General features: G+C 47.1%; 17 protein-coding genes. 12 read left to right on the top strand and 5 right to left on the bottom strand.

Features of this window, described 5'->3' with window-relative positions:
* Nucleotides 1-45: 45 nt before the first annotated feature.
* Nucleotides 46-459: an FxsA family protein gene (locus tag ZMTM_RS00190; RefSeq protein ID WP_221764361.1), complete on the bottom strand. Its 414-nt coding sequence runs from the start codon at nucleotides 457-459 to the stop codon at nucleotides 46-48.
* Between ZMTM_RS00190 and cutA the strand changes: the two genes are divergently transcribed.
* The 8 genes from cutA to ZMTM_RS00150 all read left to right on the top strand — a co-directional run bounded on the left by cutA (nucleotide 434) and on the right by ZMTM_RS00150 (nucleotide 7,778).
* Nucleotides 434-667 (top strand): divalent cation tolerance protein CutA, encoded by a 234-nt coding sequence (cutA, locus tag ZMTM_RS13565; RefSeq protein ID WP_404804673.1) that lies wholly within the window; start codon nucleotides 434-436, stop codon nucleotides 665-667. The genes ZMTM_RS00190 and cutA overlap by 26 nt on opposite strands.
* A 161-nt stretch (nucleotides 668-828) precedes the next feature.
* Nucleotides 829-2,646 carry a protein-disulfide reductase DsbD gene (gene dsbD, locus ZMTM_RS00180; RefSeq protein WP_221764359.1) on the top strand — a complete coding sequence of 606 codons (1,818 nt, stop codon included), beginning with the start codon at nucleotides 829-831 and terminating at the stop codon, nucleotides 2,644-2,646.
* A gap of 17 nt (nucleotides 2,647-2,663) precedes the next feature.
* Complete coding sequence (locus ZMTM_RS00175; RefSeq protein ID WP_221764358.1) at nucleotides 2,664-3,206, top strand: TlpA family protein disulfide reductase; 543 nt, start codon at nucleotides 2,664-2,666, stop codon at nucleotides 3,204-3,206.
* A gap of 141 nt (nucleotides 3,207-3,347) precedes the next feature.
* On the top strand, nucleotides 3,348-3,815 hold the full coding sequence (gene aroQ / locus ZMTM_RS00170; protein ID WP_221764357.1) for a type II 3-dehydroquinate dehydratase: 468 nt from the start codon (nucleotides 3,348-3,350) through the stop codon (nucleotides 3,813-3,815).
* Between the two features lie 42 nt (nucleotides 3,816-3,857).
* Complete coding sequence (accB, locus tag ZMTM_RS00165) at nucleotides 3,858-4,310, top strand: acetyl-CoA carboxylase biotin carboxyl carrier protein (protein WP_221764356.1); 453 nt, start codon at nucleotides 3,858-3,860, stop codon at nucleotides 4,308-4,310.
* Between the two features lie 26 nt (nucleotides 4,311-4,336).
* On the top strand, nucleotides 4,337-5,686 hold the full coding sequence (accC, locus tag ZMTM_RS00160) for an acetyl-CoA carboxylase biotin carboxylase subunit (RefSeq protein WP_221764355.1): 1,350 nt from the start codon (nucleotides 4,337-4,339) through the stop codon (nucleotides 5,684-5,686).
* A 17-nt stretch (nucleotides 5,687-5,703) separates the two neighbouring features.
* Nucleotides 5,704-6,591, top strand: coding sequence for a 50S ribosomal protein L11 methyltransferase (gene prmA, locus ZMTM_RS00155; RefSeq protein WP_221764354.1), 888 nt, complete (start codon nucleotides 5,704-5,706; stop codon nucleotides 6,589-6,591).
* On the top strand, nucleotides 6,588-7,778 hold the full coding sequence (locus tag ZMTM_RS00150; RefSeq protein ID WP_221765506.1) for a zinc-ribbon and DUF3426 domain-containing protein: 1,191 nt from the start codon (nucleotides 6,588-6,590) through the stop codon (nucleotides 7,776-7,778). Before prmA ends, ZMTM_RS00150 begins: the two co-directional genes overlap by 4 nt.
* 168 nt (nucleotides 7,779-7,946) lie before the next feature.
* On the opposite strand, the gene ZMTM_RS00145 is transcribed toward ZMTM_RS00150, so the two are convergent.
* From ZMTM_RS00145 to ZMTM_RS00130, 4 genes are read right to left on the bottom strand one after another with little or no spacing between them, the layout of a single operon-like run.
* Nucleotides 7,947-8,648: a hypothetical protein gene (locus tag ZMTM_RS00145; protein ID WP_221764353.1), complete on the bottom strand. Its 702-nt coding sequence runs from the start codon at nucleotides 8,646-8,648 to the stop codon at nucleotides 7,947-7,949.
* On the bottom strand, nucleotides 8,645-14,740 hold the full coding sequence (locus ZMTM_RS00140; RefSeq protein WP_221764352.1) for a two-partner secretion domain-containing protein: 6,096 nt from the start codon (nucleotides 14,738-14,740) through the stop codon (nucleotides 8,645-8,647). The genes ZMTM_RS00145 and ZMTM_RS00140 overlap by 4 nt, the downstream gene beginning before the upstream one ends.
* Before the next feature lie 11 nt (nucleotides 14,741-14,751).
* Nucleotides 14,752-15,831, bottom strand: coding sequence for a ShlB/FhaC/HecB family hemolysin secretion/activation protein (locus ZMTM_RS00135; protein ID WP_221764351.1), 1,080 nt, complete (start codon nucleotides 15,829-15,831; stop codon nucleotides 14,752-14,754).
* Nucleotides 15,800-16,426: a POTRA domain-containing protein gene (locus ZMTM_RS00130; RefSeq protein ID WP_221764350.1), complete on the bottom strand. Its 627-nt coding sequence runs from the start codon at nucleotides 16,424-16,426 to the stop codon at nucleotides 15,800-15,802. The genes ZMTM_RS00135 and ZMTM_RS00130 overlap by 32 nt, the downstream gene beginning before the upstream one ends.
* Nucleotides 16,427-16,882: 456 nt before the next feature.
* Here ZMTM_RS00130 and ZMTM_RS00125 point away from each other — a divergent pair, with 456 nt between their 5' ends.
* From ZMTM_RS00125 to ZMTM_RS00110, 4 genes are read left to right on the top strand one after another with little or no spacing between them, the layout of a single operon-like run.
* On the top strand, nucleotides 16,883-17,362 hold the full coding sequence (locus ZMTM_RS00125) for a MarR family winged helix-turn-helix transcriptional regulator (RefSeq protein WP_221764349.1): 480 nt from the start codon (nucleotides 16,883-16,885) through the stop codon (nucleotides 17,360-17,362).
* Complete coding sequence (locus ZMTM_RS00120) at nucleotides 17,352-18,836, top strand: efflux transporter outer membrane subunit (protein ID WP_221764348.1); 1,485 nt, start codon at nucleotides 17,352-17,354, stop codon at nucleotides 18,834-18,836. Before ZMTM_RS00125 ends, ZMTM_RS00120 begins: the two co-directional genes overlap by 11 nt.
* Entirely contained in the window at nucleotides 18,833-19,966 is a 1,134-nt protein-coding gene (locus tag ZMTM_RS00115) for an efflux RND transporter periplasmic adaptor subunit (protein ID WP_221764347.1), read from the top strand. Before ZMTM_RS00120 ends, ZMTM_RS00115 begins: the two co-directional genes overlap by 4 nt.
* Entirely contained in the window at nucleotides 19,966-23,043 is a 3,078-nt protein-coding gene (locus tag ZMTM_RS00110) for an efflux RND transporter permease subunit (RefSeq protein WP_221764346.1), read from the top strand. Before ZMTM_RS00115 ends, ZMTM_RS00110 begins: the two co-directional genes overlap by 1 nt.
* Nucleotides 23,044-23,049: the final 6 nt, after the last annotated feature.

The following is a 23,049-nucleotide window of genomic DNA, read 5'->3' as shown; positions in this document are numbered from 1 at the left end:
CTGGTGTGGGTAAAGGTTCGATTTTTAAGCTTTTGACGCTAAAAATCAATCCTCACGTCTGAACTCACCTTCGATCACATCATCATTCGCAGCGCGTTTATTCGTATATTTTGGCGTATTCGGCTGATCGCCAAGCATAGGCTTGGGGCCAGGAATCAGCAACAAAATCACGGCAATCGCATCACTGATTACTCCAGGTATGATCAGCAGTATGCCTGCAATCACGTTTTTGGCAGTGCCAAAAATAGCGCGCAAGGGCGTACGGCCTTGGCTGATGCTCTGTATAAAACGGCCAGCCATGACCTGCTTTTCTTCGCGAATCAGGCGGATACCTAAAATAGCCATCAGAACAAGGTAAAGCAGCAACCAGCTGCCATACAGGTTGCCAAGTTTGATCAAGACCAAAATCTCTAAGGTGGGGAAAGCAAGTAAGATGAGTAATATAAAAATAAGTGGCATGGCATCGCTAACGAAGATGATGTTGTGTAGATGGCGTGTTTGGCAGATTTTTCAAGTATGTGCTTTTCAGCTTAGCATTTCTAAAATAGTGATTATTAAATCCACGCTAGCAAGATACACTGCATTTGAGGCGGTTATTCAGTCTATGCATGCCTACGAACTTCCCGAAATCATTCATGTCAGTATCAATGTCAAGCTTGAGGCGTAATTATGCTGAATCAATACTAAAGAATAACTTGTTTACGTAAACATTGCGTCATCAAAGCACCAGTGGGGAAATCAGCGTTGCTTATCAAAAATCATATTAAAACCAGCTTGCATAGTTTTTTACCTAGGCTTCTTTTATGCCTGTGTAGCCTGTTGCCTGCAATGGTCAGTAGCAACGCACTTGCAGAACCATCATCTGTCAGCAGTCTTTTTACCCAAAGCAGCAATGACGACGAAATTCTTAGCCCAGACCAAGCGTTTAAAATCTCGGTTGAAGCACTAGATAGCAAGACCTTACGAGCAGTTTTTCAGGTTGCGCCTAGCCATTATATTTACCGTGAACGCATTAAGTTTGATATTGCACCAGCCAAGGATGGCGCGAAAGCGATCAGTGTTAGCAGCATAGATTTACCGCCTGGCGATATCAAACAAGACCCGAATTTTGGCGAATCGCATGTATTCCACAAGAATTTTGAAGCGCTGGTACATCTCAATATTTCTAAGAGTACGCCGCAAAATAGCAGTCCAAGCACGCTCTCCTTACTCGCCAGTTATCAAGGTTGCAGTGAAAAAGGATTGTGCTATGCACCCATCCACAAAACACTCGAAGTAGCTTTACTTCCAGATATTGCTACCAATTTATCTGTAAAAGCCAATAACCCTACTGCAACAGAAACAAATAGCGATAATGACGCAACAGATTTACTAAAAAGCGGCAAGCTCTGGCTAATTGCCATTGGCTTTTTTGGCTTTGGTTTATTGCTATCATTCACCCCTTGCATGTTGCCGATGATCCCTATTCTCTCTGGCATGATCGTACGCGATGCGCAATCACCAAACGCCTCATTAAAACCAAGCCGCTTGCGAGTATTCAACTTATCACTCGCCTATACGCTGGGAATGGCACTGACTTACACGCTCGCTGGCATAGGCGCTGGCTTATCGGGTCATTTATTAAGTAGTGCTTTGCAAAATGGCTGGGTACTTGGATTTTCCGCATTCATATTTGTCTTGCTGGCATTGTCCATGTTTGGTTTTTATGAGTTGAGGCTGCCTTCAAAATTTGAAAATACCATTCTCAATACATCCAACCGTTTCAACGGTGGACGCTTTATCGGCCTGTTTATCATGGGTGCTTTCTCCGCTTTAATCGTGAGCCCATGCGTTGCTGCCCCATTAGCTGGCGCATTGATCTATATCAGCCAGACACACGATGTGTTACTGGGCGGTGTTGCCCTGTTTTCAATGGCAATAGGCATGGGAGTACCGTTACTGTTGATTGGGTTATCAGCTGGCCTGTTACCAAAAACGGGGCACTGGATGGTCACTATTCGCCAGTTCTTTGGCGTGATTATGCTCGCAGTGGCCATTTGGCTTATTTCGCCCGTGATTCCAATCAGTCTGCAATTACTACTATGGGCAGCATTACTCATTGTACCCGCTACCTATATAGGCGCTTTTAATAGGCTAGATGCAAGCGCAAGTGCTTGGAGAAAATTTTGCAAAAGTATAGGCATTATCATGCTGCTATTAGGCGTCACCTTGATTATAGGGGCTGCTTCTGGTGCTAAATCTGCCTTGCAACCGCTCTCTGGCTTGAGAGTGTCGGCTGACGCAGGACATAAGTTACCTTTTCAGCGAGTACGCAATATTGCTGAGTTAGATAGCGCGATTAAAAGTGCAGCCGGTAAAACTGTGATGCTGGATTTCTACGCTGATTGGTGTGTGGCTTGCAAAGAATTAGAGCAGTTCACGTTTAGCGATCAGCGCGTGGCTAACGCACTACAAAATGTTGTCTTGTTGCAAGCAGATATGACCCAGAACTCCGTTGAAGATAGTGCTTTGTTAAAGCGTTTTAATCTGTTTGGGCCGCCTGGCATTATTTTCTTTGACGCTTCAGGTCAAGAAATCGCACAAGCAAAAACAATAGGTTATAAAAACGCAGATACTTTTCTTACTATATTAAACAAGCTTAACTAGCTTCCAGGCTCTCAATCATGCTTACTAGAAAAAAATGGCCCTATTGGATTGCTGGTAGCTTTTTGCTTCTCTTAGCTGGCACCATTTACTTGGTTATATCTAAGGATGACGCGCCCAACCTCAGCTTATTATCCACACAATCTTTATATGCCTCCGCATGGCCAGATACACAAGGCAAAACACAAGCCCTGGGCCAGTGGAAAAACAAGGTCAGCGTGGTTAACTTCTGGGCATCATGGTGCCAACCGTGCCGCGAAGAAATGCCTGACTTATCAGCCGTATATGATAAATATGCCGCCCGCGGCTTGGTAGTATTAGGTGTTTCAGTTGAAGACCACGAAAAAATGGCGGCATATGCCAATAAGATCAAGGTCAGCTACCCACTATTGGCCGGGGATATGGAAGGTTCAGACATGAGCGACAATCTGGGCAATTATCAAGGTGTATTACCCTACACGGTGATTATTGATGCTAGTGGTAAAATCGTAAAAAGCTTTTCTGGGAGCATAGATCAAGCGATGCTCGAAGCGGCTATAGTGCCACTGCTGACAAAACCATAACAAGCCCAAAAACTTCTAAAAAATTAACTGCAAAAACGGTTAATTTCTTTAAATTTCGTCAATTCACTGGACAATATCCCCCTATTTGCGGCAAACTTGCGACCATGAATTACAGCCTATGGTTACAAAAAACCATCTAATATGGTCGCTAAAAGCACAAAATCTGTATTGGTGTTGCATGGACCCAACCTGAATCTGTTGGGTTTGCGTGAGCCAGAACATTACGGGAAAAACACGCTAGCTGATATTGACAAGCTTCTCGCTGATAAAGCTAAAAGTGCTGGCATTGCCCTAAAATCTTTTCAAAGTAACGCTGAAGCTGAGTTAATCGATCAGGTACAGGCACTGGCAACAGAGCCAGTTGATTTTCTGATTATCAACCCTGCTGCTTTTACCCATACCTCTGTAGCTTTGCGTGATGCATTAGCGGCAGTACGTATACCATTTATAGAAATACATTTATCTAACGTGTATTCTCGCGAAGCTTTTCGCCATCATTCCTACTTCACCGATATTGCAGTTGGTGTCATTAGTGGGCTTGGTACGCAAGGCTATTTGTCAGCGCTTGATTACGCTATCAGTCAGTTAAATTCTCCATCAATACAATAATCAAATCCGCGCAAGCAATCATCGCGCTAATAGAGGTTAATCATGGATCTACGCAAACTTAAAAAATTAATCGACCTAGTTGAAGAGTCTGGCATTTCAGAGCTTGAACTCACTGAAGGTGAAGAAAAAGTACGTATCAGTCGCAACATCCCTAGCGCGCAAGGTGCAATGCAGTATGCCCAGCCATATTACCAGCCAGCGCCAGCTGCAGCGCCTGTTGCTGCAGTAGCCCCTGCGGCCGATGTACCACCAGTGATTGAAGGCCATGTGGTTAAATCACCGATGGTTGGTACTTTCTACCGCTCACCATCTCCAGATGCAAAATCTTTTATTGATATAGGTAGCACGGTCAGCACTGGCGATACGCTTTGTATTATTGAGGCCATGAAACTGCTTAATGAAATTGAAGCTGACCATAGTGGCGTGATCAAAGCAATTCTGGTTGAGAACGGTCAGCCAGTTGAATATGGCGAGCCATTATTCATCATCGGATAACAAGCATAATTGGATAATAAGTAATCATGTTTGAAAAAATTCTAATCGCGAACCGCGGCGAAATTGCTTTGCGAGTGCAGCGCGCTTGTCGTGAACTCGGTATTAAAACTGTGGCTGTACACTCTGAAGCAGACCGTGAAGCTAAATATGTAAAACTGGCTGATGAATCTGTATGTATAGGCCCTGCACCTTCTAGCCAGAGCTACCTGAATATTCCCGCTGTCATCAGCGCGGCCGAAGTCACTGATGCCGAGGCGATACACCCAGGCTATGGTTTTCTGTCTGAAAATGCTGACTTTGCTGAGCGTGTTGAGCAAAGTGGTTTTGTCTTTATCGGCCCGCGTGCTGAGACTATTCGCCTGATGGGCGATAAAGTCAGCGCAAAAAATGCCATGAGGGCTGCTGGCGTACCTTGCGTACCAGGCTCAGAAGGTGCGCTGCCAGATGACCCAGAAGCCATCATCATGATTGCGAAAAAGATAGGCTATCCAGTCATTATTAAAGCTGCAGGCGGTGGTGGTGGTCGTGGTATGCGTGTAGTGCATACAGAAGCTGCGTTGATCGCTTCAGTGAATATGACCAAAGCTGAAGCACAGGCTGCCTTTGGCAACCCTGTGGTCTATATGGAAAAATTCCTCGAGCAGCCACGGCATATCGAGATACAAATACTCTCAGACCAGCATGGCAATGCCGTCTATCTGGGAGAGCGTGATTGTTCCATGCAGCGTCGTCACCAAAAAGTACTGGAAGAAGCTCCTGCGCCTGGCATCAGCCAGAAGTTGAGAGATAAAGTGGGTGAACGTTGTGCCGACGCTTGTCGCCGTATCAATTATCGCGGTGCGGGCACTTTTGAGTTTTTGTATGAAAACAATGAGTTCTATTTCATTGAAATGAATACCCGGGTACAGGTTGAACACCCTGTTACTGAGATGATTACCGGTATTGATATCGTGCAACAACAGATCAAGATTGCTGCAGGCGAGAAACTGGCATTCCGCCAGCGTGATATTCAATATCATGGCCACGCGATTGAATGCCGTATCAATGCTGAAGACCCGTACAACTTTGTGCCGTCTCCAGGCCGCATTACTACGTTCCACATGCCAGGTGGTCCTGGTATTCGCGTTGATACACATGCTTACCAGAACTACTTGGTACCACCGCATTACGATTCAATGATAGGTAAGCTGATTTCGTATGCAGATACGCGCGAGCAAGCCATCGCAAAAATGCGTATTGCCCTGTCTGAGATGGTGATTCAAGGCATTAAAACCAATGTGCCTTTGCATTTGGATTTGATGAATGACGCGGCTTTTCATACGGGCGGAACCAGTATTCATTATCTGGAACACAAATTGGGCATCAGCTCCAAGTAACTGGAGTTAACGCAGCCATGGCTTGGTTATCTCTCAAAATCGAAGCGAAAGACAACACCGCCGAGCTGATTAGTGACTCACTGATGGATATTGGCGCGCTATCGGCCATTATCGAAGATGCGAATGCCGAAACACCCGATGAGCAGCCAATATTCGGCGAACCTGGCGACCCTCCCCCAGGTATTTGGCAGCAGAACATCGTCAGCGCTTTATTTGATGAGCAGATTATCGTTAAAGATGTCATGCGATCACTTGCCAAGGTCACTGGCTTGCAAGACTTACCATACAGCACCGAAATCATTCAGGAACAAGATTGGGTGCGCGCTACGCAATCCCAGTTTGATCCGATCCGTATTCGTGATGATTTATGGATAGTACCTACTTGGCATAGCGCGCCTAATCCTGATGCACTCAATATCGTGCTTGATCCTGGCTTGGCTTTTGGCACAGGCAGCCACCCGACCACGCATCTGTGCATGGCTTGGCTGGCAGATCACATTAAAAATGAAGACTCCGTTCTGGATTACGGCTGTGGTTCGGGCATTTTGGCCATTGCGGCTAAAAAACTGGGTGCAGCGAAAGTAATCGGTACCGACATTGATGAACAAGCCATTCTATCCAGCGGTTTCAATGCCGAACAAAATGCCGTAGATGCCAAGTTTCATCTACCTAAAGACATGCCTGAAGGTATTTACGATATTGTCGTAGCCAACATCTTATCTAGCGCCTTATCGGTGCTCGCGCCAGCGTTGGCAAAATCCTGCAAACCGCAAGGGCAGATTGCCCTCTCTGGTATTCTGCGCGAGCAAACCGAACAAGTCTCTACTATTTATACACAATGGTTCGATATGCACCCACCCATTTTCATGGATAGCTGGGTACTGCTGACAGGCACCAAAAGATGAGTCTAGTCACCACTTGCCCTGCTTGCGCAACCAGTTTTCTGCTTAAGCCAGAACACCTTGCAGCGCATCGCGGCGATGTACGTTGTGGTCAATGCGATTTTGTTTTTAATGCGCTCGATAAACTGGGTGAAACGGTAGAGATTACCCACACTGAAACCCCAACCGCTGAAATCATTGAGCCATTAGCGGAAATAATAGTTGAAGCAACTGCCGAAACTGACTTAGAGATTAGCGAATCTGCTATCACCACAGAACCTGAGATCACCTGGCCTGAAATAATAGAGCCTCAACCAGAAGTTGAGATAGAATCATCACCAGATATAAAGTCAGAATTACCGCCTGAAATTCCAGCGATAACGCTCGATGATGACCCTTTCGGCGTCACATCTTTTGATGAAATCGCGCAAAAGCCTGTTGAGGAGCCTAATCCCGAGCAACTTGGCGATGCTTTCGATCAAACAGACTTTACTGATTTAGCGCCCTCCACTGAAACCAGTATCACCAATACTCCATCGCCCCACGCTGATCTCGTAGATTACAGAATTGAACCTGAAGTCACTGAAACTCCGATTGTTGATGTTGAACCTGAAAAAACCAGCGGCACTTCAGTAACAGATATGCATGTATCAGAAAAACCTGAACCTGAGGCAACATCAACCACCTTCATTGATAGCATTTCGAAGACAGACGAACAATTACCTGAAAAACAAAGCCGCCGAAAATGGCTATCGATAATACTAGCCGTAATCTTAGTCATTGCGGCATTAGTACAGAGCACCTATTACTTCAGGACACAGCTTTCTATCATGCTACCAGGTCTAAAACCCTACCTGGTACAAGCCTGCGCCAAACTCGGATGCACGGTAGAGCTACCCAAAAATATCAAGCTACTAGTAATTGATGACTCCAGCATTCAAGAAGATACAGAACATGCGGATGTCATTCATTTATCAAGCACCCTCATCAATAATGCTGAGTTCCCGCAAGCTTACCCCATGCTGGAATTGACACTGACCGACGCCAACGACGCTCCCTCACTGCGCCGCACTTTCAAACCGAGTGAGTATTTACCCCCCAACACAAAAATCGCTGACGGCATCCCTGCTGGTGAAGAGCTGCATATCGATTTGGCACTCACCACCAACGGCGAAAAAGTCTCAGGCTATCGGGTTCAAGTCAATTACTAGGGTTTCTAAAATCTAACGGAAATCTTTAGAGTGATTTTACGTTTTCAAGCCCTAACGTTACAACATTAAAAATAAGTTGATTAGATAATAAAAAGAGGCTTAAGCCTCTTTTTTGTTGCTATCAATTCTCATAACATTGAAATTGTTATTAATTTGTCTTACCGAGTATTAGCGGCCAATCCTTGGCGCTCTATTGCGCAGCATCTCGTTCATCTGTTGATTACTTTGGTTTCTTATATCTCTCTGTAACCGAATTGCTTTGTCTGAATCTGGGTTGAGTGGTGAGAGATTGTTTTTATATTGCTTGTCAGTTGAGCCATTACTTCCGATTGAAGATGAAGGACTCTGATTGGAGTCAAGGCATTCTGGTGGAGGATTACTCGCTCGCTCAGGACTACATCCACTCACATTGAGTGAATACTTTAAACAAAAATCATAGTTAGTTTTTACTTTGCAGTACCAACCATTTAATCGTTTCTCAAAGCTGGGAGCGGGAATAATAGTATCTGGTTGGCAGGCGGGATAATCACGGTAGCGTGGATCAGCACAAGCATCTTGAATTGTCCAGCTAGTATTTTGCTGAACAAAGCCAGCTTTTAACATACACCTGTCTACCAGAAATCCATGATTGGTTTGATCTTTTTGGTTAATTAGGCCTATTTTTTCATATGCCTTCATATATGACCATCCGAGAGTGCTAGGCGCGATTGCGCCACATTCCAGCAATGTTTTCTTAATTCGCAACTGAGATTCACCTTGTTTTTTCCATGTGTCATAGTCCTCAGGGGGTGGCTTGTCAATATTGTGAATACTGTAACCACCACATCCGTTGAGCATCAGTAATAACAGCATTGAAAGGTATTTCTTCATTTCTGCACTCCATCCGTTGAATCTTTAGATGGGATATTTATTGTGATAGGTACTCCGTATTTATCATTACATGCGGAACTTGCAGCACCATAGCAACTATGTGTAGTAGGCGATGCACCGAATATATGAATCCACTCTTGAATCATGCTGCTTCCTGTCGGAGTATTCCCATAAGTGGTAGGGTTACCACCAATTAACCTCCCCACAAAATCATCCACGTGATTTTGGAGTTGTACACTTGTTTGAGCACCTCCACTTAAATCACTTAAGGAATTGGCCGCATCTTGCGCAGAGTAAGCTGACCCAACCAGTTTTATGTTGGTGCCACTCAAAATGTTTTGATTATTACCCATGTTTTCTAATGCTTCCAGCGCATTCCCGATAGTCATTCCACCACGACTATGACCAACCAAATTTAAACCCTCGCTACCGTATTGTTGCGATAAGTTTACAATTTCTTGAGTGGCATTCGTTAACCCTAATGTTGTACCTTCTAAATTCTTTTGGTACGCAGCTATCATTAATTCAGAGAAGAAATTATTAGCATCAGGAAAATATACAAGGTAAACCTTTTCCCCTACTGGGGCTTCTGTTATCTGCACGGAATAATTTGCAGCTGATGTTTCATCATTAAAAATACCATTTGTGAATACATTTAACCTTTTATTTCCGCCATTTGCTTTTAAACTAAGCTTCTCCTCATCATTTAACTCTCGCGTCACAGGATTACCGTTTTCATCGGTAATAACTTTCCCAGTCTTTTCGTCTCGAGCTATTTCATACATTTTCGCTTTAGTTAAAAATGACTTCTTAAAGGCTTCGTCCGTGAATGTCGTAATAGTAGTCAGCAACAATTGCTTGTCCACCTGTTCTTGCTGCGCTTGGTTCTGCAGAGCTTCCACATCAGGCTTTGCCAATACGCGATTCGTATCTGTCGTATCCCGATCTAAAGTAGCAATGGTTTCTTCTGCAGTTTTGCCGGTTACCGCTAATTGCTTAGCTTCGTCGGTAATGGTGATATCCGCTGGCGCTATGGCACTTCGGGTAATGCTTTGATCCTGAATTTCGGCCTCACCGTTATCCATTAGATTCCCTGCAATTCCTTTGGTGGCTGCATATTTACCTGTAAACATATCTGTGCCAACCGTAATTCCGCTGGTGCTGGCTTCTGCGCTCATCTGGTTTTGGATATTACTTACAGTTAATAAGCCTGTAACTAGCTGATTTTTATCGGAAGCAGCTGCACTGTCTATCAATGCACCTTTAAGATCGGTATTGCCTTTTACCTTGATATCAAAGCCAGCCTCACCCGCCGCAATACCAGTTTGTTCATAAACACTTGCATAGCTACTATTGCTGTTTTGTTTGTTCATGCTGATGCTCCCACTCACGGAGCCTGCACCAGTGAGTGGAATACTGGCACTAACACCAGTGTTACTTTGTTTGGCTTTACTAGTTGAGGTGTCTTGCAGACTTTGCAAGTTGAGGTCGCCTGCTACTTCTACCTTTACTTTATTTGCGCTGGCGTTAGCGCCTAGGAGATTGGTATCTTCCCCAGATTTCAAGCTAAGAGTATCTCCAGCTGAAATTTTGGTATTGTTAAAAATAATACTATTGCTATTAGCCTGCCCTTTACCGCGGCTTGCCGCTAAGTCAAGGCTGAGGCCAGCACCTCCTTTGCCAATACCCATGGACAGACCAATGCTAGTGCTACTGGATTTATTGTTGCTGTCTATAGATTCGGTATCTGCACTGGCCTCTAAATTGATGTTGTCCTTTGCTTCTAAGGTCAGGTTTTTACCTGCAGATAGCTTGCTGCCAATGACATTTAAGTCGCTCTCTGTAGCTTGAATTGTGACATTTCCGCCAGATTTGATCGCACTACCTTGGTTGCTAACTAAGCTACTTGTAGTCGAGCTTTGCATACTTGAGCTGCCAATACTAACGCTTAACTTAATCCCAGAAGCACTAGCGGCTGATCCAATGTCTCCTGCTTTAATCGCTTCTGTAACCGCTGCACCATCTTCAACTAGCGAAGCGGTATTGGCATAGGTTTGTAGTGCATTCAAAACCTTGTTTTGAGTGGGCTCACTTTTAAAGCTGCCTTGTGTTGTTTTAGCAAGAGTTTGTAAACTATTCAAACCGCCACTACCAAGTGAAACGCTCAACCCGCTCTGCTTGAACTTCGTCTCTTCGCTGACTACGCTGGTGTTCTGTGCGGCATTGATTTCTACACTTTGGGCACTGATATTGATATTGCCTTGGGGAGCTAACACATCACTGCCACTCTGGGTATAGACCTTGCCTGTATTGATATTCACATCGCCGGCGGTACTGCCAACCGTACTGGCTGTATTGGTAGTAGTTTGGCTAGTGCCAGTGTTGATGAGTTGTTGACTACCGATAGTGAAACCTATCCCCCCGCCACCGCCTAAGAGACCACTCTTCTTGGTATCGCGCAGATGAGTTTCGTTATCAGTATTCTGAGCAGTAGTAACCGTGATACTTCCTGTTCCATTGACTGTAGTTCCATTAGTTGAGACGACATTACTACCTTCTATAGTGATGTTTCCAGACCCAGTAGTTTGCTGTAACTGTCCGTTCTGATCTGCACTATACCCAGCTAATACCGTAACGGTGTCGCCACTAAGCGTGGTGCCTTCACTATTGGTTTTATTGATGACATCGTGCGTGGTAATGGTTTTGCTAGAAAGGAAACCGTGCCTCTTGGTCTGGAATGAAGCATCCAGATTTTGTGTGGACTGGCCACTAGTCAGGTTCACTTTGTTGCCTGCCAGCGCAGTGATGTTTCCGTTATCACTGGTCACAGTAGCGGCTTTGGCATTCAGGTCTTGTGCGGCCATTAAAGTGACATCGCCTTTAGTTTGAATATTACTACCGACTTCAGCCGTACCGCCCTGGCTAATGTGATTCTTACTATCCCAAACAATGGTTTCTTGATTCCCAGTGGTAACTGTACCGATATTCAGGTTGTTGCTTGCTTGGATCAGTGTTCCGCCAGTGCCGTTGGTATTAGCACCTGAATTGCTAATCTGTACGGCATTTAGATTGACATCACGGCCTGCGGTAGCGATTAGCACAGCATCCGCATTACTCACATAGATCCCAGCCACGCGGTTAATGTTGGTGGTATAGCCTTGACTGTTCGTCTGTGTACTGGTGGTACTTTCCACATTCAAATCACGTCCAGCCGTGGCGCTCAGACTATCCTTACCTGAAATCGTACCGCCGATATTGTTGATGTCATTGGTGGCATTTACATTAACATCAGTGGCCGTAATGTTGCCACCAAGGTTATTCACATTGACTGCGTTCAGGGCAAGTACAGTACGGCCAGCGATGCTACCGCTGTTATTAAGATTTCCGCCGATATTGAGATTAGTGGTGTTGCCTGAGATAAGGGCGCCACTACCGTTTAAATCACCTGGCTGTACACTGACGTAGAGTCGAGGCACCAGTGCCTGCGTGGTAGTGCCATCAGGAAGAGTCACGGTCTTTTGTACCAGCCAGACGATGTCACTGGTCAATTGTGCAACTTGGGCTGGACTAAGTGCAACACCTGGTACTAAGTTCCATGCTTTAGCAACCGTTACTGCATTGCTTAGCAAGCCTTGGTATTCTGCTTCATCAGAGGCATACCCATCCAGAAAGCGGCGCCCAGTGAGTTGAGCAACTTGGTCACGTACCAGGCTTTGTTCATAGAAACCATCACCGATGCGCTTTTGCGTGGTGGCAGGATCAAAGCTCAATTGTTGCAGTAGGTAATCAGAGCTTAGCCATGTTCGGTAGTTTGCAAAGCGTGGATTGGTCTCCACCAGATAATTTGCAGTGGGATTAGGGTTGGGCTGGAATAAACCACTATTGGGTAGTGTGGTATTCAACGTGCCAATCGTCGCTACAGATCCGCTAGGCGTTGTGTTTTGTTCATAAGCTGTTGGCGTAAGATTAATGGATTGCACCGTAGGTGCTGGGTTATATGCACTTGTTGTTAGCCCTTGAGAATCACGCCCGTCTTCTGGGATGCGGAAGTAATTCCTTGCTAAACCACTATCTGTAATGATGTGTTGGCCTGCCACAGTCGTGTTATTCAGCGTACCGATATTTCCAGTCAAGCTGCCACCGGTAATGATCTGGCTCTTGTCATTCAAAACATTGTTAGCAGTGATCAACATATTGCCGCCAGCGAGAATCTGGCCTGGATCAGAACTTAGCACCTGAGTTTCAGAAATGGTTTCGTTGATGTCATAGCGGATAAAATGGTCTGTTACCCCATCTGCCGATGACAATAAATCTACTTCATAACTTGCCCTAGGCAGTATGGTGACTTGGGATGCTGTCCAGAGCGTACCCATACTATGCAACCAGTCTGGGTCATGTATTGGCGAAGCAGACTGCCAAAGCTGATAAAAGCTCGTAGATAGATTGACTACCTGTGTCGAGAAATGCTCATTGGTGTTATTCACCTGATCAGCTGAAAGATTCAAAGCACCTAATGCGTTGATCGTAGCGCTGTTGTTATTGACTGTAGTGGCTGAAGCAGCAGCCAGATGATTGGCATCCAGACTGCCACCAATCGTCATATCTCCACTGCTAAATATAAGCGAGTGTTCACGGTTGTTAAGGGTAGTCGCCCCTATATCCAGACTGGTTCTTGCAGCAATCACAGCAGCTGTTGTAGTGCTGTTGACTGTTTCTACATCATTAGTAAGAGTAGTAGCCTGCAATGCAACATGATCACCAAATATACTGCCTGTACCGATGTTATTTAATGTGGTGGCATTGATGAAAGTATCACTACCATCAATGAGTCCACGGTTAGTCAGAGTATTGCTGGCAGTCAGATGAGTATTGGCGCCACTGATTTCACGCCCCGCAGTGTTATCGATATTGGCAGCGGTTATTGTGAGTATGCTGCCTGCAAGCAGATCGGACTGGTTGATAAAGTTGCCTGTGGTGGTAAAGCTGAGATTACCGTTTGCTAGTAATTGGCCTGTGCTTGCAAAATCACTGCTCAGTTGCACTGATATATCACCATTAGATAATAGATTACCATCACCAGTCAGACCATTGGCATTGATACCGAGCAACTGCCCTGCGGTGATAGAGCCATTGGTATTCGTAATGGAATCCGCTTGTAGAGTATTATTTCCTGTACTGCTGATTGTGCCTGTATTGGTTAGCAGGCCATTGACGTTCACAACCACATTGCCTGCACTAGCCCCTATCTGCCCAGCATTGGTAACACCCACTCCAGCTTCGGTGCCGATCAGTTGAATCTTGCCAGCGTACATGCCCCCAAGTTGCGCGACGTCGATAGCCAGTGTCGGTGTAATGCCAGTGCCTGCAATAGGAGTACCGGTAGTATTGGCTGTATTGACCTGATTGCTACCTGCAGTCACTCGCAGATCATTGGCATAGATGCTGGCATTGACCTGTACTGCACGTGCAATGATATCGGTGTAATCGGTCTGGCTCGCATCCATGCCATTTCCAATGATACTGACTGTGCCGCGTTGTACACGGTAGCCATCAAGACTGCCGCCATTCAGAATGGGGGTACCAGTGGTAAGCGTAGCGCGATTGGCATTGATGAATCCGCATCCATCGCAAGTGACACCCGCCGGGTTAGCAATAACCACTTGGGCCCGACTACCCGCGACTTCAATATATCCTTGCAGCAAACTCGGATTGCTGGAGTTCACTTCATTCAAAATGACACGGGCAGTGCCAGCCGCAAGATATGGATTAGCTTGTACATAACCACCCAATTGGGTTTGTACATCGGTACGACTATTATTAAGAATGACACCTTGCTGCTGCACATCAAACTGGGTGTAGATATTGCGGGACACCCCTGCGGCACTTGGCGTCTGGATGTTGACTTGAGGTACGCCGTTAGCTGCGTTCAACACGACGGGCTGCTGGTTTGAAGGTGCTGAACCATCTGCGACAATCCCAGCAGCATCTACACCTGAAATTACCCCAACAGCGCCTATCGCAAGCAATATAGAGAATGTGAGTGGTCGCAAGGTTGCCGTCATAGACACATTACGTTCGAATTTCTTATTCATCGTCTTCATCCCTAATACGTCCAAATCAAATTCATGCCAATATTGCTTCTCGCTGTCTGGAAACCATCGGGCTTCATGATGGGCTCACCAAGAAACACATCGTAGTTAAGCCCTTTGACTCCGCCACGTAAGCCGACCACTGCCCCTGCCAACCTCTTGCCGACTAGCAGGTCAGATGATTGGCCACCCACCTCGCCGTAATCCAACCCAAGGTACAGCTCCTGCCCTGTACCACCCAGACTTAGGCCTAGATCATTACGTATTAGCAACCCGCGCTCGGCAGAGAGGATACTTTCTCCATCAAAACCACGTACGGTGTAGAAGCCACCGATGGCAAATCGGTCTTGCGGAACTAAAGCCGTTTGGTTGGATTGGCCACGGGCAGACAAGCTATAGCGCAGGCGTTGATTTGCAATGCTGAACGGCAGATTGAATTGGACATCGGCAATAATGAGCCTCGGACGTGAAGTTCCTTGGCCGAAAGACTCCTCAGGAGCAGGGATGCTACCTAGCATGCCAGTCCCTTGACGAAGGGCTAGGTTGATATCCAAGGTTGCACTGGCGATGAACTCACGCTGATTCACACCCAGCTCCCAACCTGCCATGCGACGATGCTGTACTTGCACTTCGGTGTCATCAATATAGTTACTGGAGCTACGCATCCATAGACGTCCATTGATTGTGGTCTTGCGTACTGCGTCTCGCCATACCACGCGTGACAAACGTACATCGCTGTTGGTACTGGTGCCGCTGTAGAGATAGGTCTGGTTAGTACCAGCGACGGCTTGATAATAGTTGTAGTTACTGCTGTTAAAGCCAAGCATCCAATACCCGAAAGGCAGTGAGTAGCTGACAGTGGTACCTTGGGTGCCACGGCTACCAGCATCTCTATTACCCAGATCATGGTTATAGGAGATATAGAACAGATCGTTCAGGCTAAGCAAGTCATCACCAGAAATAGTGACACTGCCCTGATTCTTGCCTGTGGATTTGATGCCTGAATTATCTGCTGAGAGCGTTAAGCGCAATGGGAAGGCTTGTTTCCAACTGATGACCAGATCACTGAGACCGGGCTCGCTTGAAGTTCTCAAGGCTTTGTTCAATATCTCGCAGATTCAGAATATCACCAGGTTTTGCAGCTACTGCATTCCATTGGGTGGCACGGCTACTGGTCTCTGGGGCAAAGCGAATAGCGTGAATACGGCCTGGAATTAGAGTTAATGTCAGCACGCCAGTATTAAGGTCTTGTGGAGCTGCTAGTAAACGAGTTGTGACGAATCCATGGGCAACGATGGCATTCTGGATGCGCTTCATGACGATGTTAATGCCTTGGCTACCTAGGCAACGACCAGTCGGTGGGTCGTTCTTCTGATTTGCCGCTGTCAGTGCCCACTGAAACTGGGGAGACGAATCACCAGTCAGCACAATGCTTTGAATGGTGAAGCAGGGAGACTCATCTTTGGGTAACAGAGTCAGAGCTGTCGCTGGTTCGCCCTGGTCAAGACGTACATCAGGGGTAGGTGTGAGTTGTTCGCGCTGCGCTCGCTCACGTTCCTGTTGCCTGATCTGTTCTTGTGCATCTGAGTTTGCATCTGCAGCAACCACCAAATGGTTAGCTACAACCAACAATATAGCCAAACTAACCCCGAATAGACGTGCTGGGTGTAACGTATTGCTTTTGAACATAGGTGATGAACCACTTATTTTTATCTGCCTTTTTAGTGGCATTCATTTAATTTTAAAGACTTTGATTGGATTAAATCCAACATTGCAGGATGTTCTTAATCAGATTGATTCATCCCCGCTGACTTAAAACACAAAAAGGCTTACAGCAATACTTATGCCAAAAACAGGGTTTAACGAGAATTAAGTAAGATTTGTAAGTGATTGATATTAAAAGTTAACCTATATGCAAAAATTTTGCATATAGGTTAACTTTTATTGGGTGGCAGCTATAAATAGCCACAGCAAGATGCTCACAGAAGTGCACGATTTGTTGATTTTGGTGCACATCTTTCGTATGTGATAGAAAACACTTCGTCTTGATCTGAATCTAGGTAATCACGTTGCTTTCACAGATATTTACAGAACCTTACAATTAGCTGTCTTGACAATCACTGTCTAGGCAGTTAATTTGGAATCATGACTGAAATATCTAAAAATACCCCCACAAATATTGCTATCCCCGAATCTTCTGGGCCGGAAGATTCGATATTGCTTTTAATCAAAAATGTGCACTTTGCTATCTTGCGTACGGTAGATAAGAACATTGCGCCGCTTGACCTAACCGCAATGCAATGGGCGCCTATCATGGCGATTGCAAAAGGCTATGCAAAGACGGCAGCGGATTTGGCAAATATAGCCAATATAGATACTGGCGCCATTACCCGTATGCTGGATCGGCTTGAATCTAAAGGTTTGTTGGTAAGAACACGTAGCACGGATGATCGGCGTGTTGTTAATTTAGAGCTGACAGAAGAAGGCCAGCGTATGGCTTTGCAAATCCCTGCGGTACTGTTTAAGAGCATGAATCTGCATCTAAATGGTTTCAATAGTGAAGAGTTAGCAACCCTCAAAAGCCTGCTTACGCGCATGCTGGAGAATATTCCAGATGTCGATTAAACACATGCTGAATCAACAACACACGATTAAAACACTAAGTTTCGTGATGCTTAGCTTTTCACTGACCGCTTGTATGGTAGGGCCAAACTATCAAAAACCAGCGCCTGAACAAGTGGGCATTGCCGAGCAGTGGCATGCCAAATTGCCGCATGGTGGTGAGTTAAAAAATCTCGCCCAATGGTGGCAGCAGTTTAACGACCCAGCCATGACTAGCCTGATTGAACAGGCAGAAAAGAATAACCCCAGCATTGCTAAAGCCGTTGGCAGTGTAAGAGAGGCGCGTGCCAACCTGAGAATACAAAAGGCCAATCAGTTACCTACTTTAGACGGCAACGCTGGTGTAACTCGTGCGAAAAGTGGCACGAGCTTTGGTGGCACTACCACAGGCATTACCACCAGCGCAGGTAACAGTGAGCAGACCACTCAAACCGCCAGCCTTGATGCAAGTTGGGAAATCGATCTATTCGGTAAGATTCGCCGAGGTGTTGAAGCGAGCCGCGCCAATTTAGCCTCTGCTGAATTCAGTTGGGATGATGCCCGTGTGAGCTTGGCTGCGGAGGTAGCAAACGCTTACATCAATCTGCGGCAGTGCGAAGTATTAGTGAATGTGTATGAAACCGAACTGAGCTCTAACCTTGAAACAGACCGCCTCACCAACCTGAAACTGAAGGCTGGTTTTGTGCCGCCTTCAGACCAGATGCAAACTGAAGCGGCGATTGCGGAAAGCGAAACCAAGCTTGAGACGCAGAAAAGCAATTGCGCGCAATATGTTAACCAATTGGTAGCGCTCACCAGCCTGCCCTATGCGGATGTTGAACAACAACTAACGGCGAATGTGGCACAAATACCCATGCCACCAGCAGATGGCGTGCCTGCAATACCTGCAGTCACTATCTCGCAACGGCCTGATGTTGCTGCCACTGAGCGTTTGCTGAATGCAGCGAGCGCCAATATCGGTGTAGCGATCGCCAAGCGATTACCCTCAATCAGCTTGACTGGCGCCATTGGTGTCACTTCAATTTCATCACAAAGCTACAACACCTGGTCGTTTGGGCCATCGTTATCGTTACCGATTTTTGATGGTGGTAGTGGCGCTGCGAATGTAGAAGCCGCCCGTGCTAAATATGACCAAGCTTTAGCGACCTACCGCAGCCAAGTGTTAACCGCCGTGCAAGAAGTAGAAAACGCGCTGGTGCGTGTAGATTCAATCACGCGACGTGAAGTCAGCGCTGAAAAAGCGGAAGAACGCTACAGCCGCTATTTTGCCTCCATACAACAAAAGTACCAGCTCGGCGCAGCCAGCCTGCTTGAGCTTGAACAAGTAAGGCGCACTTTGCTTTCTAGCAGAGAACAGCTGGCAGCGGCCAAGCTTGAACGCAGCGCAGCGTGGGTTGCGTTATACAAGGCCGCAGGCGGCGGCTGGCAGCCAGTAGAAAATGTAGCTGAGACTAACCCTGAGAAAACGACACCATGAAGTATCTTTCACTAGATTTAAAATTCACCAGCGCATCAATACAAGCGTTTTTAATCTCAACGCTAGCAATCAACCTCGTAGCTTGCGGCGCGAAATCCCCAAGTGCTGAAGCAGCAAAGGCACAACCTGTGATTGCGGTTGAGCTTGTTTCGCCATCAACTAAAGATTGGCAAGAGCAGATTACCGCGAGCGGCAATGTTGCGGCCTGGCAAGAAGCCACGATTGGCGTTGAAGTAGGCGGTGTAAAGCTGGATAGCGTGTTGGTGAACGTGGGCGACCAGGTACGCAAAGGCCAGTTGCTGGCGCAGTTTAATGAAGATTCATTGCGCACTGACCTGGCACAACAAGAGGCTGCAGTTGCATTGGCTGAGGCCAATTTAGGCAAAGCCAATAGCGAATATGACCGCGCCAAACTACTTGAAACCACAGGCTCTATCAGCCAGCAGGATATTACCCAGTACCAAACCACTGCCGCGACAGCAAGCGCGAATCTGGCATCTGCTAAGGCTTTGCGCGATGCGTCATTACTCAAAATTCGCTATGCCAAAATCATTGCGCCAGATGATGGCGTGATTTCTTCACGCACCGCCACGGTTGGCGCGGTTGGTACTGTGGGCAGTGAACTGTTCAAGCTGATCCGCAATAACCGCCTGGAATGGCGTGCCGAAGTAGATGCTGAAAATCTGGGGCGCATACAATCGGGCAAGGCCGTCACACTGTTGCGCCCTGATGGCAAGCAAGTGATAGGGTCAGTACGCCAGCTTGCCCCTACCATTGATAGCAACACACGCTATGGGTTGGTCTATGTTGATTTGCCCGCCCACAGTGGGTTAACTGCAGGCATGTATGTCAAAGGCTTATTTTCTACTGGTGTTAAGCCCGCCTTAACAGTGCCTGAATCAACCATTATGTTTCGCGATGGTAATAATTACGTGATGAAAATAGATGCTGAAAACCGCGCGCACCAGATCAAGGTAACAACTGGCAGGCGGCAAGATCAGCAAATTGAAATCAGTAACAACCTGAGTGTAGATGACAAGCTAATTCTTTCTGGCGCAAGCTTTGTGAATGATGGTGATTTAGTGTCAGTAAGTGCTAACACCAGCATCAATAAAGACGGAGCTCAGTAATGAATTTCTCTGCATGGTCTATACGCAAGCCTACGCCGGCCATCTTGCTGTTTATTATTCTCACCGCAGCTGGTTTTGTTGGCTTTAAAGCGCTTGGGGTACAGAATTTCCCTGACTTTGATTTACCCACCGTAACCGTGACCGTTAACTTGCCCGGTGCCACACCGTCGCAGCTTGAAACGACGGTCACTCGCATCGTCGAAGATTCGATTTCTGGCATAGGCGCAGTCAAGCACATCACCTCAACCGTGAGCGATGGCAACAGCACCACACTGGTGGAATTCGAGCTGGAAAAAGACCTGCAAGAAGCGGTGAATGACGTACGTGATGCAGTGACGCGTGTAAGGCCGCAATTGCCTGCGGACGTGCAAGAACCCATCATCTCCCGCGTCAATACACCAGGCGGCGCCTTGATGACCTTTTCCATCCATACCGATTATATGGATGAGGCCGATCTCTCGTGGTTCGTGGATAACACGGTCAGCAAAACCCTATTGCCTGTTAAAGGCGTAGGCAAAGTAACGCGGCTGGGCGGTATTACGCGCGAAGTGGCGATTCGTCTGGACCCCTTGAAACTGCAGGCCATGAACGTCACCGCCAGCGAGCTTTCCAGCCAGTTGGTGAGCGTCCAGCAAGAAGCACCAGGTGGACGCGGCAATCTTGGCGGTATGGAGCAAACCATGCGCACCATCGGTAATGTGAACAGCATCGAAGCCATTGCAGCAATGACTATTCCGTTGAGTGATGGCCGCAAAATCAGGCTTGATGAAGTAGCAACCATCAAAGATGGCATGGCTGAGCGGCGCCAGATTGCCTTACTCGATGGCAAACCCATCATAAGTTTCCAGGTATTTCGCGCACGTGGCGCCAGTGAAATTTCTGTCGCTAAGGCCGTACGTGCGGCCGTTGCTAAGCTGATGGAAGATAATCCGCGCATCAAGATTGATGAAATCAGCAATACCGTGCGGCCAGTAGAAGTCTCATACAAAGTCTCCATGGATGCGTTGTACGAAGGCGCATTGCTGGCTGTGCTTGTTGTCTGGCTGTTTTTGCGCGATTGGCGCGCGACTTTTGTCTCTGCCATTGCGCTGCCTTTATCCGTGATTCCCACGTTCGCCGTGATGAGCATGCTTGGTTTCACGCTTAATGTGATTACCTTGCTGGCGCTTACCCTGATGGTGGGGATTCTGGTAGATGACGCGATTGTCGAGGTAGAAAATATCGTGCGCCATTTGCGCATGGGTAAACCGCCGTTTCAGGCAGCACTCGAGGCCGCTGATGAGATTGGGCTTGCCGTCATCGCCACCTCACTCACTTTGGTTGCCGTGTTTCTACCGACGGCATTCATGAGCGGTATTCCTGGTAAATTCTTCAAGCAGTTCGGCTGGACTGCTGCTATTGCCGTACTCACTTCATTAATTGTCGCGCGCCTACTCACGCCCATGATGGCGGCCTATTTACTCAAAGACCAGCCAGCCCACAAAGAAGATGGCACTGTCATGAAGCGCTATTTAGAGGCTGTACGCTGGTGCCTGACGCATCCCGTTTTGACTTCTGTAGCCACTGCAATATTTTTTATCGCATCGATCGCCTTAGTCAGCCGTTTGCCTTCGAGCTTTTTACCAGCCGGCGATACCGCCCAAACCACTGTGACTGTTGAGTCACAACCTGGTAGCACCATTGAGCAAACCATGGCCTTGGCCGAACAGGCACGGCGACTGATCCAGCCGATTAAAGAGGTGGAGAACATCTACACCTCTATCGGCACAGGCACTAGCGCAGGTAGCGGCGCAAGCACCACTGGCGATGTACGCAAAGCCACACTGACTGCCACACTTGCCAGCATTGGCGAACGTAAACGCACGCAACAACAGATTGAAAAAGAAATCCGCACTAAGCTCAATCAAATCCCCGGCGCACGTATTTCGATAGGCTATGGCGGCAACGGTGAAAAACTCACCGTGGTGCTTGCAGGCGATGATGCCGCTTTGTTACAAGATACCGCGCAAAAAGTCACCAGCGACTTACGCACCCTACCTAATCTCGGCAACATCACTTCTTCTGCCAGCCTGTTGCGGCCTGAAATCGTGATTCGTCCCAACTTTGCCAAAGCCGCTGAATACGGCGTTACCGCACAAGCCATCGGCCAGGCAGTACGTGTAGCAACGACTGGCGATTATGATGTCTCACTACCCAAACTCAATCTGCCCGAACGGCAAATCCCCATCCGCATGATGCTGGAACAAAATGCGCGCGATAATCTTGAGACCGTAAAACAGCTACGCGTAAAAAGCAGCAACGGTACTATCCCATTACAGAACGTCGCAGATGTCACCATCAATGGTGGCCCAGCGCAGATAGATCGCTACGACCGCAGACGCAACATCACCATCAGCATCGAGTTACAAGGCAGGCCACTAGGTGACGTTACTAAAGAGGTGAATCAGCTTAAATCGCTACAAAAATTACCTGCAGGCGTGCATCGCGTAGCTTCAGGTGATACTGAGCGCCAGGCTGAGTTATTTGGTGGTTTCTTGTTGGCAATGGTCGCTGGGGTGTTCTGCGTGTATGGGGTGATGGTGCTGCTATTTAACGACTTTTTACAGCCTTTTACCGTGCTGGCAGCCTTGCCATTGGCTGTAGGTGGCGCACTTGGCTTGCTTGCCCTGCTTGGTTACAGCCTGTCTTTGCCTTCGCTCATTGGGCTGATTATGCTGATGGGCATCGTCACCAAAAACTCCATCCTATTGGTGGAATATGCGATTACAGCGCGCCGTGATCATGGCCTTGATCGTACAGCCGCTATTATCGATGCCTGCCACAAACGCTCACGCCCTATTTTGATGACCACCATTGCCATGATTGCCGGCATGCTGCCCATGGCGCTTGGTCTTGAGGGCGACTCCAGCTTCCGCGCACCGATGGCGATGGCGGTGATTGGTGGCTTAATGACGTCAACAATATTGAGCTTGCTGGTAATCCCAGTGGTATTTGAGATTGTGGATGAATTAAAGGTGCGGCTGGTCAAGCGTTTTTCTGGCAAATCAGTTCAGCAAGTAAAAGCTATAGAAGCTTAAAGTATG

This window comes from Methyloradius palustris, assembly GCF_019703875.1.
Taxonomy (GTDB): Bacteria; Pseudomonadota; Gammaproteobacteria; order Burkholderiales; family Methylophilaceae; genus Methyloradius; species Methyloradius palustris.
This window is presented reverse-complemented; position numbering and strand designations above follow the sequence as displayed.